The organism is Bacteroides timonensis (assembly GCF_000513195.1).
Lineage (GTDB): Bacteria > Bacteroidota > Bacteroidia > Bacteroidales > Bacteroidaceae > Bacteroides > Bacteroides timonensis.
Window position 1 is genome coordinate 36,847 of the sequence record NZ_CBVI010000057.1, and the last position, 13,193, is coordinate 50,039.

The 13,193-nt window shown below is 45.7% G+C and carries 8 protein-coding genes; all 8 read left to right on the plus strand.

What is annotated here, in order from left to right; genetic code table 11:
• Nucleotides 1–15 precede the first annotated feature (15 nt).
• The 8 genes from BN161_RS11765 (at nucleotide 16) to BN161_RS11800 (ending at nucleotide 13,141) form a co-directional block, all read left to right on the plus strand.
• Complete coding sequence (locus tag BN161_RS11765) at nucleotides 16–3,036, plus strand: SusC/RagA family TonB-linked outer membrane protein (protein ID WP_044266312.1); 3,021 nt, start codon at nucleotides 16–18, stop codon at nucleotides 3,034–3,036.
• Nucleotides 3,037–3,075: 39 nt separating this feature from the next.
• Entirely contained in the window at nucleotides 3,076–4,752 is a 1,677-nt protein-coding gene (locus tag BN161_RS11770) for a RagB/SusD family nutrient uptake outer membrane protein (RefSeq protein ID WP_044266314.1), read from the plus strand.
• 26 nt (nucleotides 4,753–4,778) lie between these two features.
• Nucleotides 4,779–5,669 (plus strand): discoidin domain-containing protein, encoded by an 891-nt coding sequence (locus tag BN161_RS11775; RefSeq protein WP_044266318.1) that lies wholly within the window; start codon nucleotides 4,779–4,781, stop codon nucleotides 5,667–5,669.
• 18 nt (nucleotides 5,670–5,687) lie between these two features.
• Nucleotides 5,688–7,193 (plus strand): BT_3987 domain-containing protein, encoded by a 1,506-nt coding sequence (locus tag BN161_RS11780; protein WP_081743687.1) that lies wholly within the window; start codon nucleotides 5,688–5,690, stop codon nucleotides 7,191–7,193.
• Between the two features lie 95 nt (nucleotides 7,194–7,288).
• Nucleotides 7,289–9,190 (plus strand): family 43 glycosylhydrolase, encoded by a 1,902-nt coding sequence (locus BN161_RS11785; RefSeq protein ID WP_044266322.1) that lies wholly within the window; start codon nucleotides 7,289–7,291, stop codon nucleotides 9,188–9,190.
• Nucleotides 9,191–9,341: 151 nt separating this feature from the next.
• Nucleotides 9,342–10,592 (plus strand): DUF2264 domain-containing protein, encoded by a 1,251-nt coding sequence (locus tag BN161_RS11790; RefSeq protein ID WP_044266325.1) that lies wholly within the window; start codon nucleotides 9,342–9,344, stop codon nucleotides 10,590–10,592.
• A gap of 31 nt (nucleotides 10,593–10,623) precedes the next feature.
• Complete coding sequence (locus BN161_RS11795; RefSeq protein ID WP_044266326.1) at nucleotides 10,624–11,883, plus strand: alpha-l-rhamnosidase; 1,260 nt, start codon at nucleotides 10,624–10,626, stop codon at nucleotides 11,881–11,883.
• A 133-nt stretch (nucleotides 11,884–12,016) separates the two neighbouring features.
• Nucleotides 12,017–13,141: a glycoside hydrolase family 88/105 protein gene (locus tag BN161_RS11800; protein ID WP_044266458.1), complete on the plus strand. Its 1,125-nt coding sequence runs from the start codon at nucleotides 12,017–12,019 to the stop codon at nucleotides 13,139–13,141.
• The last annotated feature ends 52 nt before the right edge of the window (nucleotides 13,142–13,193 follow it).

The following is a 13,193-nucleotide window of genomic DNA, read 5'->3' on the forward strand; positions in this document are numbered from 1 at the left end:
TAAAGAAAGAATGATATGAAAAAATATAAGATAATAGCTTTGGCTATGTTGGCTTGTGTTAGTCTGAAAGGATTGGCGCAAGTGGATAACAATGTGATTGGCAAAGTGGTTGACAAATGGGGAAATCCGGTAGAGGGCGCATTGGTCTATATCGAGAATAACCCATTAGTCGGAGTGGCTACCGACAAGAACGGACAGTTCGAGATTATAGCTGATAAAGGCAGTGTACTGAGGGTGAAAACCGGTGATGATGCTGCAAAGACGGTGGCTGTAAAGGATGGAAGGCTCATGACCATTGTGATGGACCACTCTGCGCAAAAGGTGAATTATGGATTCGGACTGACACAGACAAATGAAGAATCTACTGGAGCGGTGTCTACTGTATATGCTGACCAGATTGACAATCGCTCTGCCATGAACATCGGCAATTCGTTATATGGCAATGTGACAGGTCTGACTACTTTGCAGAAGACCGGAACTGTCTGGGATCAGATACCTTCGATGTATATCCGCGGTCAGCAGACTTTAAATGGCAATAACGGTATCTTGCTTGTAGTGGACGGACTGGAACGAGACAATGCTTGGCAAGCCCTGAACTATATTACACCGGAAGAGGTGGAATCTGTCAGTATCTTGCGTGATGCGGCTGCCGTGGCTCTTTATGGATATAGAGGAATTAATGGGGTGGTGAACATTGTAACCAAACGTGGAAAATATAAGACGAGAGAAATCAAGTTCTCTTATGACCACTCATTTAATACGCAGGCACGTATGCCGAAAATGGCTGATGCTTATACGTATGCTACGGCCATCAATGAGGCCTTATCCAACGATGGCAAAGGGGCCCGATACTCACAGAATGAATTGAACGCTTTTCAAAGTGGCAAGTACCCTTATCTGTATCCGAACGTGAATTGGGCGGACGAGGTATTCCGTGACCAGGGTAATTCGGATATTGTGACTTTGACTTTCCGTGGAGGCTCAACAAAGATGCGCTATTTCACAATGATGAATTTGCAGAATAATAGGGGGTTCATCAAGAATGCCAATGCGAATGAGGGGTATTCCACTCAGGACAAGTATTCGAAGGCCAACTTCCGCACTAATCTGGATATTGACTTGACTCCGAAGACACGTATGCAGGCCAACATTATGGGAGTACTGAATGAATTCAGTCGTCCGTCTTCGGCTGGAGATAATCTGATGTATAAAGTCTATTCAGTCCCTTCGGCAGCTTTTCCTATAAAGACAGAGAATGGCTTGTGGGGAGGTAACGCCACTTGGGACGGTAACTACAATCCGGTTTATTTGGCGCAAGGACATGGATATACTAAAGGACATACTCGTGCCTTGTATGCCGACATGACACTGAGGCAAGATTTGTCTGCTATCACCAAAGGATTGGGAGGTGCTGTTCGTGTAGGATATGACAATATTGCTTCTTACTGGGAAGACTGGAGAGTGAAAGCCAAGTATGGCATGCAGTCGGTAAGCAAATGGGAGAATGGAGAACCTGTTGAATTCAGTAACTTTGAGGGTGGTTCGGTGAGTAGTGTCTCCGGGGACAATGCCAAACTGGACTGGCAATACCGTTCATTCAACTTTCAGGCAAATGTGGACTGGACACGCCGGTTCGGTAAACATGACCTTTATTCGATGTTGATGTATACTTATAAGTATGACAATAGGAATGGCGTAAACGTCACTTGGTATACTCAGAATGCGGCATGGTATACTCACTATGGCTACAACAACCGCTACTTTGCGGACTTTACCTTGACTACTTCCGCTTCCAACCGATTGGATCCGGACAGCCGTTGGGGAGTGGCTCCTACCTTGGGACTGGCGTGGGTCATCTCGAATGAAGATTTTATGAAAAAGCAGAATATCATCGACTTCATGAAACTGCGCGCTTCGTTCGGCATCATTCAGACGGACAATATCCCGTCCAACGGCTATTGGAACACGACAGTGGGCAGTGCCGGCGGTTATCCCATTCAAGAGAACTTTAATGGTGATGGCGGTTGGGCAGAAGGTCGTTTGCCGTCCTTGAACGGAACAACGGAAAAGGCTTATAAGTATAATTTAGGTCTGGATGTATCTATGCTGAAAGGTCTGACACTGACTGTAGACGGATTCTATGAAAGACGTTCGGATATTTGGGTGAGTGCAGAAGGTAGGAACTCCTCGGTACTGGGTGCCGCATCTTCTTATGTAAATGCAGGTATTGTAGACAGTTGGGGTACTGAAATAGGACTGGACTATACAAAAAAGATTGGAGACTTCCAGCTTCGTGCGGGTGCCAACTTCTCCTATAGTCGCAACAAGGTCGTTGAGATGCTGGAATCTCCGAAAGCGTATGACTATCTTCGCAGTACAGGCAAACCGGTAGGTCAGGCTTGGGGATTGCAAGCCATCGGTTATTTTATTGATGATGCCGATATTGCTAATAGCGTACCGCAACAATTTGGTCCGGTGAAACCGGGTGACATCAAATACAAAGATGTGAATGGTGACAATGTGATTAATGAAAATGATATAGTCGCTATGGGATACGGATCTACATGTCCGGAAATCTATTATGGATTCAATGTCGGACTGGAATGGAAAGGATTGGGATTCAATGCTAATTTCCAAGGAGTAGGAAATTATACGGCAAGGCTTGATAATAATTTCTATATGCCTTTGTATGACAATACATCTATTTCGCAGTATGTGTTCGAAAATCACTGGACACCGGAAAATCCGTCTGCCCGTTTCCCGCGCCTGAGCACGGAAATTGTAGATAACAATCAAAATATGATGAGTTCTGTATGGTTGGCTGACCGTTCTTTCTTGAAGTTGCGTAATTGTGAGGTTTACTACAAACTTCCGTCAGCTTGGTTGGACAAAATCAAGATGGCAAATGCGAAAGTTTACGTCAGAGGCGTTGACTTGTTCAGCATTGACAACATTGATGTAATGGATCCGGAGGCTATGGGATATGTATATCCGGCTGTTCGTTCGGTACACGTCGGTCTGTCGATAGGACTTTAACCGGAAGTTTAATCTTGAAACTAAAAAACTTACTACGATATGAAAATAAAGAATATATGTTTCGGTATAGTTTGTGCAGCCATGTTGTCGGCATGTACTGACAAGATGGACTATCATGAATATACCAACTATGATAAGGATTATGTTTTTGCCGACTTCGGCCGCACTGCGGGTTTTGTGAATAATATCTATTCTTACCTGGATTATGACTTGCCCGGGCTGACTTCGTTGGCTTCTGCTTGCGATGAGGCTGAAATGGCATTGACCTATTCTTCGGTACTTGACTATACCAATGGAAACTGGTCTGCTCTAAATAGCAAGTCTAATTGGGGGTATTATACGGCTATCCGTGCTGCCAATTATTTTCTGAAGGAAACGGCGAATCTGGACTTCTATGATTTGCGCTTCACGCAGGATTATCAGGCACAGATGAACCGCTTCAACCGTTATCAGTATGAAGTCCGCTTGCTGCGTGCTTATTACTATTTCTTGTTGGTTCGTGCCTACGGGGATGTTCCTTTTACAACAGAGGTGCTTACGGAGGCTGAAGCCAATTCTATAACACGTACTTCGGCTTCTGAAATATTTGATTTTATCTTGTCTGAATGTGATGCTGTAGCGGCAGAGTTGCCGGTCAAGTATTCCGGTCTGGATGGTGACGCTGCCGGTGGGGTTACAAATCCTGAGACCGGACGCGTGACACGCGGAACGGCATTGGCACTGAAGGCACGTGCTGCCCTTTACCGTGCCAGCAAACTGTTCAACGAGGGCCAAGACAAGAATCTCTGGAAAGAAGCTGCAGAGGCCAACCTGCAAGTGATTAACTATTGTGCCGGAAATGGTATCAGTCTTGGCAAATATACGGCCCTTTGGGGAGCAGACAACTACAAGGCGTCGGAAGTGATTTTTGCCCGTCGGGTGGGAGATACCAATTCTCCGGAATGGTATAACTTCCCGGTAGGAATGGAGAACGGTAATTCCGGCAACTGTCCTACACAGACTTTGGTTGATGCTTATGAAATGCAGAACGGCGGAGAGCCGGATGCTAATAACCCGTATGCAGGAAGAGATCCGCGTTTCAAGATGACCATTGCCGTGAATGGAGATGAGTGGCCTGCCACTAATCCTAACCCGCTGGAGACTTATATCGGTGGACGAAATGCGGCTCCTGTTTCGTATGCCACGCCTACGGGGTACTATCTGAAGAAGTATCTTGACGGTTCTACAGATATCAGTGACAGTGAAGGTACAGGCGGTAAGCGTCATAGTTGGATTACTTTCCGCTTGGGCGAATTCTTCCTGAATTATGCAGAAGCAATGTACCAATATACCGGCTCTTCCGATGCAACGGCTGAAGGACTTACCATGACAGCACGGGAAGCGGTGAACAAAGTGCGCTCCCGTTCGGATGTCAAGATGCCGGCTTTCCCTGAAGGGATGAGCGGAAGTGAATTTTGGACACGGTATAAGCGTGAACGCATGGTGGAACTCGCATTCGAGGGACATCGCTTTTGGGATGTCAGACGTTGGAAGGAAGGCGGTTTCACAAGTATTCTGCGCATGGAGATTACGAAGAAGGCTGATGATTCGTTCTCATACAAGAAGGTGAGCAAGTCACTGGTTTGGGACGACAAGATGTATCTCTTCCCGATACCGGACTTTGAGATACGGAATAATCCGAAGCTGATACAGAATCCCGGTTGGGAAATAAAATAGGATGTTGAATCTATAATTCTAAGAACATGAAATTGAATTTGAAATATATAGCCGTGGCATGCGCAATCACTTGCATGACCGGCTGTGATGACAAGCTTGAAGTGTTTGAAGTGACGGGAGCGAGTGCTGCTCCTGTTGCCATAGCTGCCTCGGCTGTTCAGACAGAGGCATTGCCGGGAGAAATCAAACTGAAGTGGACTGCTCCGCAGGAGGACTTCGCCTATATGAAGATAAAGTATAACGACCCTTTGCAGAAGAAGGATGTGTACAAGATCGTCTCGAAAGGAACTACCGAGCTGCTGATTGAAGGCACACGTGCCCGTTTCGGTGATTACTCTTTCTTCTTCCAGACGTTTAATGCTGCGCATCAGGGAAGTGCCGTTACGGAAGTGAAGGCAAAGTCGGGAGTCGCCCCGGCCACTCTGACTGAAGTGAAACGCACAAAAGTGGAGCTGACGGCAGAACAACTTAGTTCCAATCAGCCGGAACCGACAGAAGGTCCTATCAAGGATTTGCTGGACGGAAACACTGGGACTTTCTTCCACACTCGTTGGTCGTCTCCGCAGGTGGATTTGCCGCATTACATCCAAGTGAGCTTTAATGAAGAGCATGAAGACTTTGCTATAAAGTACACCACGCGAAATGTGGGCAACAAAGACGGATTTCCGACCGTTGCCGAATTGCAAATTAGTAATGACGGTGAGAACTGGGAAACGCTGTCCACATTGAGCGGACTGCCTACAACCAGTGTTACTGATTATACGTCTGCCTTTGTAATGCCGGGCAAGAAGTTTAAATATTTCCGTTTCAATGTGACAGCGGCCAGTCAGAACAGCAAATACTTCCACATGTCTGAATTTTCTTTCTACGATGTGGATGTGGAGGTGTATGATCCTGAAACAGTGCCTCTGGATTAATTAAAATAGAATGCAATTATGAAAAAGAACAAAATAGTGGTAGCTGTCTGCATGGCAGCTGCCCTCATCGGCGGATTGTCCGGCTGTGATGATAGTAAGGATTTCAGCTATAAGGGAAACTTGGACTTAAACCAATTGGTTCTTACTCAGGCACGTGAAGCTTGGGTGGGCGGAGAATGCAATATAACCGTTCCGGCTTTAAAATATAGTGCGGATGCAACTGTAGCAAACTATTCCTATAAATTAGGGATGTCGTTGTATCAAGGACGTACTGCGGGAACGGATGTTTCTGCTGACCTTGTGATTGATGCCGATACGCTGGGCAAAGCCATTGCAAAGTCATCGGAAGGTGGACTTTATGAAAAATATGCGGGTGCAGTCTTGCTGCCCGCACAGTTCTATCGTTTGTCTACAGACAAATTGGTGTTGTCGGCGGGAAGTGCCAAGTCGGAGGATGCCTCGTTGCTTATTTACTCCGAGGACTTGATTGCTTATGTGCAGGATGAACTGAAAGCGGATGTATCTTATGTGTTGCCCGTCAGAATTTCAGAATCATCTTCTTATGATATCAATCCAAAAACAAGTACGCTGATGTACTTCGTTAGTGTCACGTATGTAGAACCTGAGTTCGGGCCTGAATATTATCCGGTGGAAGATGAAGCCGCTATAGGCGATGCTTATGCAGATACTGATTTGAAGTTGGTGTGGCACGATGAGTTTAATGGCACGGGAATCCCTGACCCGGAGGTTTGGCGATTTGAAGAAGGCTTTTGCCGTAATCAAGAAGCCCAGTGGTATTATGATCAGAATGCCATTTGTAAAGATGGAGCGTTAGTCATTACAGGCAAGCAGGAACAAATCAAGAATCCTAATTACGAGGCAGGTAGCAGTGACTGGAAAAAGAATCGTGAATACGCTGAATATACTTCAAGTAGTATTGTGACGAAGAATTATCGTTTCCGCAAAGGCACGATGGTGGTGAGGGCGAAAATCCCTACAGCATCGGGGGCATGGCCAGCCATTTGGACTACAGGTGGAAGCACGGACAGCTGGTGCTGGGAATGGCCTCTTGGCGGTGAAATAGATTTACTGGAATATTATTATGTAGGTGATAAGCAGAGTATACATGCCAATGCTTGTTGGGGTAGCGATACTCGCTGGAGTGGTAAATGGGATTCTTATAATCGTCCTTTGGCTGACTTTGAAGCTAATGACAGGAATTGGGGGGACAAATATCATATCTGGCGTATGGACTGGGATGATGATTATATCAAACTCTATTTGGATGATGAGTTGATGAACGAAATAGATCTGAACAATACGGGTAATGGTACCGGAGGTCTTAGTGACTGGTGGAGAGGATCTTGGAGAAATCCATTTAGAGATGCCGGTAATGAAGGTGAAGGTTTCGGCCAACAGATATTCCTGAATCTTGCATTGGGAAGTAATGGTGGAACTCCGGATCTTGCACAATTCCCGTTGGAATATCATGTAGACTATGTACGGGTGTATCAGCATGAGTAGGTAATGAAGTCTGTTATATCCCGTATTGTCGGAAGTCTTATTAACTTTTGGATAATACGGGATATATTGTTTTTTTTGAGGTAATAAATAATAGGATGATGAAATATATTGTAAATAAAGCACTGCTAGTATTAGTATGGCTGACCGGTTGCCTTGCTGTGCAGGCTCAGAATATTGGCAATAAATTGTGGCAAGATAGCGATGGGAACTATATCAACGCCCATGGCGGCGGCATCTTGTTCCATGAAGGTCTGTACTATTGGTTTGGCGAACATCGCCCTGAAAACGGTTTCACTACCGAAGTGGGAGTGAACTGCTACGCATCTTCCGATTTACAGAACTGGACTCACAAGGGCGTAGCGCTTGCCGTATCCGAAGAAGCCGGAAGCGATATTGAACGTGGTTGCATCATGGAGCGCCCTAAAGTGATATACAATAAGAAGACCGGGAAGTTTGTAATGTGGTTCCATCTGGAACTGAAAGGCCAAGGCTATGGACCCGCCCGTGCGGCTGTGGCCGTCAGTGACAGACCGGAGGGACCTTACCGCTTTGTCCGTTCCGGGCGGGTGAACCTCGGAATCTATCCGGAGAATATGCCTGAAGCAGACCGGAAGCTGACATGGAATATGAAGAAATATAAAAAGTGGTGGACTCCGGAGTGGTACAAGGCTGTTAACCAGGGACTGTTTGTGAAACGCGATTTAGAAGGCGGACAAATGTCCCGTGATATGACTTTATTTGTGGATGACGATGGTAAAGCTTATCACATTTATTCTTCAGAAGAGAATCTGACTCTGCATATTGCAGAACTGACAGATGATTATTTGCAGCATTCAGGACGCTATATCCGTATCTTCCCCGGTGGACATAACGAAGCACCGGCCCTATTCAAGAAAGATAATATGTATTGGATGATTACCTCCGGATGTACCGGTTGGGATCCTAATGAAGCCCGTATGTTTTCAGCGTCTTCCATTTGGGGACCGTGGAAGCAATATCCTAATCCGTGCCGCGGACAGAACAGTGAGAAAACCTTTGGCGGGCAAAGTACATTTGTATTGGAATTACCGGAGAACCGCTTTATATTTATGGCTGATGTCTGGAAACCGAAGAGTCTGATGTATTCCGGACACATTTGGCTGCCTATACAGTTTGATGAACAGGGTGTTCCGTTTATTGAGTGGACGGACGAGGTAAATCTGTCCGCTCAATTAGAGTGGAAACAGGTATGGAGTGATGAATTCAACGCAGACGGTCTTCCGGATACGGCTGTGTGGAGTTATGATAATGGTTTTGCACGCAATGAGGAAGCCCAGTGGTATCAGAAAGGCAACGCTTACTGCAAGGGTGGAAAGCTGATTATTGAAGCGCGAAAAGGAAAAGGGCGTAAAAATCCCTGGTATGAGGCAGGAAGCAACGACTGGCGGAAGAAGCGGGAGTTCATTGAGTACACTTCCTCGTGCATCACTACGGCCGGCAAGAAAGAGTTCCTGTATGGCAGATTCGAGGTTCGTGCCAAGATTCCCGTGAGCGGAGGGGCATGGCCTGCTATCTGGACATTGGGTAGCGGTATGGAGTGGCCTTCGTGTGGCGAGATTGACATCATGGAATACTATCGCATTAAAGGTGAACCGCATATTCTGGCAAATGCCGCCTGGGGAACTGACCGGCAATGGAATGCAAAATGGAAAAGTAAAGCAATCCCTTTTACTCATTTCACGGACAAAGATCCCCGTTGGGCAGATAAATTTCATATCTGGCGTATGGACTGGGATGAAACGGCTATCAGAATATATCTGGATGATGAATTGCTGAATGAAATTCCTTTGGATGAAACAATTAACGGCACCATTGGCGGGGGGACGAATCCTTTCCGCAAGCCTCAATATCTTTTGTTGAACTTGGCTCTTGGTGGCATAAACGGTGGAAAAATTGATGATAAAGGAATTCCCATGCGCTATGAAATAGACTATGTACGGGTATATCAGAAGCAGTAGAAAAGACGGGAAAGACCTGATTTCCCTGAAAACTATGCATTTTATAGCGGAAATGACCGATAAATATCCTCTTTTGCAATATTTGTAGTAGTTCGTTTTCTTATGAAACGGATATATTTGCAACAATGAAAAACAACTTATATAGAATATCATGAAAACAAGAAAATATCTTTGGCTACTATTGACTGTAGCATTGCTGATACCTCTTAATGTATCGGCCAAAAAGAAACCTGAAAAAGTAAAGACTGATCGTGAATTATGGACAGGCATTCTCTATCAGATGGCTGCACCTGTACTGAGCAATATGAGCGAAGGTAAATTGCAGGAAAATATGCTGGTAGAGCTAAGTCCTACATGGGATGGCCGTGATAAACGAGTGACTTATATGGAATGCTTCGGCAGGTTGATGGCCGGACTGGCTCCGTGGTTGTCATTGCCTGATGATGACACGGCAGAAGGTCGGCAGCGCAAACAATTGCGTGAGTGGGCATTGAAGAGTTATGCCCAATCAGTGGACCCGGAAAGTAAAGATTACCTGCTATGGCGCAAGGAAGGACAACCTCTCGTAGATGCCGCTTATATAGCTGAAAGCTTTTTGCGTGGATATGATGCCTTATGGGTCCCATTGGATGATTTGACAAAGCAGCGATATATTGCTGAATTCCAACAATTGCGCCGGGTAGATCCCCCTTATACGAATTGGTTGTTATTCTCTTCAACCGTTGAATGTTTCCTGAAAAAGGCAGGTGCCCAAACCGATTACTATCGTATAACTTCTGCTTTACGTAAAGTAGACGAGTGGTATGTGGGCGATGGTTGGTACAGTGACGGAGAAGATTTTGCATTTGACTATTATAACAGTTTTGTGCTTCACCCCATGTATGTGGAATGCCTTGACGTGATGACGGATGGAGGAAAAAGAAACATCTGGAATGTGAAAGGCGGAAACTTCCCGAAAGCTTTGAAACGTATGCAGCGTTTCGGTATGATATTGGAACGTTTTGTTTCTCCCGAAGGTGCTTTCCCCGTATTTGGCCGTTCAATTACTTATCGTACCGGTGTGTTACAGCCTCTTGCCTTGTTGTCATTACGTGGCTGGCTACCGAAAGAATTGCCTGCCGGACAGGTGCGTGCGGCAATGACGGCTGTTATTCAACGCATGTTCGGTGATAACCGCAATTTCAATGCGGAAGGTTATCTGACATTAGGCTTTAATGGTTCTCAACCCAATATTTCAGACTGGTATACCAATAATGGTAGCCTTTATCTGGCTTCGCTTGCTTTCTTGCCATTAGGTTTGGCTGCTGATGATCCCTTCTGGACAGATGCGCCACAGCCCTGGACATCAAAGAAAGCATGGGGAGGAGAAGATTTCCCGAAAGATCACGCATATTACGAATAATAATTATGAATAAACGCATTCTTTTTTCTTTCTGATTCTCCTGATATTTTCCACTCTCCGGGCACAACAGTCCCGGCTTGTGGAAGTGGGGAGCGGATATAGCCAAACGTCAGTCAATACGACTGTATTCAGAAACAACTCGCTTGTGACGCAAGGAGATGAACAGTATATAAGTTATTATGACGGGGACGGTTATCTGGTGATCGGCAAACGGAAGTTGAACTCTGACCAATGGACGTTACAGCGGACGCAATACAAGGGAAATGTAAAGGATGCCCATAATATAATCAGCATGATGCTGGACGGGGATGGTTATTTGCATCTGTCATTTGACCATCACGGACATAAACTGAATTATTGTCGCAGCACTGCTCCGTATACTCTGGAACTGGGTGATAAAGAGCCTATGACCGGAGTGGATGAGGAAAATGTGACTTATCCGGAGTTCTATCCGTTGAATGGAGGCGATCTGTTGTTTGTTTATCGTTCCGGCTCTTCCGGCAGGGGAAATCTGGTGATGAACCGCTATTCTGTGAAAGAGAAAAAGTGGTATCGTGTACAAGATGTCCTGATAGATGGTGAAGACCAGCGGAATGCCTACTGGCAACTCTATGTAGATGAGCAGGGAACCATACACCTGTCGTGGGTATGGCGCGAAACATGGCATGTGGAGACTAATCATGATCTTTGTTATGCCCGTTCCTATGATAACGGTGCGACGTGGTATAAGGCGAATGGCAAGAAATATGAGTTGCCTATCCGTTACCATAATGCAGAGTATGCCTGCCGCATTCCACAAAACTCAGAACTCATCAACCAGACCAGCATGAGTGCGGATGCAAGTGGTAATCCTTATATTGCCACGTATTGGCGCGATCCTGATAGTGATGTTCCGCAATACCGTATTGTGTGGTACGATGGACAAATGTGGCAGAATCGCCAGGTTTCCGATCGTCATACTCCTTTCTCTCTGAAAGGTGGTGGTACAAAGATGATTCCAATTGCCCGCCCGCGTATCGTGGTGGATGGTGGTGAGATATTCTACATCTTCCGTGATGAAGAACGGGGAAGCCGGGTGTCGATGGCGCATGTGTCGGCAGTCGGGACGGGCGAATGGACTTTTACTGATTTGACTGACTTTCCGGTAGATGCTTGGGAACCGTCTCATGATACGGAACTCTGGAAGCAGAAACGCCGGCTCCATCTTTTTGTGCAGCATACCAAGCAAGGGGATGGAGAACGTATGGTGGACTTTGCTCCTCAGCCGGTGTATGTGCTGGAAGTGAGATAACAGTTCCCATTAGAGGAAACTTGCGTTCCCATTAGAGGAAACTGCCGTTTCTATTAAGGGAAACGGGAAGCATCCCTAATGATATGAATATGAATAAGGTAAATAGATTAATTAAATGAATAAGTATATTAGCATGAAAAAGTATTTTGGAAATATTCTGATGCTGGCTTTTTGTCTGATTGGAGCGTCGTCTTGTGTCGCTCCCAAAGATGAGGCTAAAGAAGTTGTGGATATCATTTATAAAGTGAATAACTATTGGCAGGAACAGAATCCGAAGCATGGGCGTTCATTCTGGGACAATGCCGCCTATCATACAGGTAATATGGAAGCGTTCTTCCTGACCGGAGATACCGCTTTCATGGATTATTCCAAGGCTTGGGCAGAGCACAATGAATGGAAAGGCGCCAAATCGGACAATAAAGCCGAGTGGAAGTACAGCTACGGTGAAAGCAATGAGTATGTGCTTTTCGGTGATTACCAGATTTGCTTCCAGACGTATGCAGATTTATATAACATAGAGCCGGATACTCAGAAAATAGCCCGTGCCCGCGAAGTGATGGAATATCAGATGAGCACGGATAAGAACGATTACTGGTGGTGGGCCGATGGACTCTATATGGTAATGCCCGTTATGACTAAACTATATAAGATAACCGGTAATCCGCTTTATCTGGAAAAACTGCATGAGTATTGGTCATTTGCCGATAGTTTGATGTATGATCCCGAAGATGCCCTATACTACCGTGACGGAAAATATATCTATCCCAAGCATAAGAGTGCGAACGGCAAGAAAGACTTTTGGGCACGCGGAGACGGCTGGGTTTTAGCTGCTTTGGCTAAAGTCCTGAAAGATTTGCCTGAAACGGATAAATACCGTCAGGAATATATAGACCGTTACCGCGCGATGGCAAAAGCTGTGGCTGCCTGCCAGCAACCGGAAGGATACTGGACACGGAGTCTGCTTGATCCGGAACATGCACCCGGACCGGAAACAAGTGGAACTGCTTTCTTTACCTATGGCCTGCTGTGGGGAATGAATAACGGTTTTTTGGATAAGGCTACTTATCAGCCTGTAGTAGAAAAAGCCTGGAAGTATCTGACGACTGTTGCTTTGCAACCGGACGGACGTATCGGTTATGTGCAGCCTATCGGAGAAAAGGCAATTCCGGGGCAGGTGGTAGATGCCAATTCAACAGCTAACTTTGGAGTAGGGGCTTTCTTGCTGGCGGCTTGCGAAATGGTACGATTCCTGAATTGATTATTCTATTTTTTTCAGAAGATATAAAATGGAGCTTGTCGGCATTGGCAAG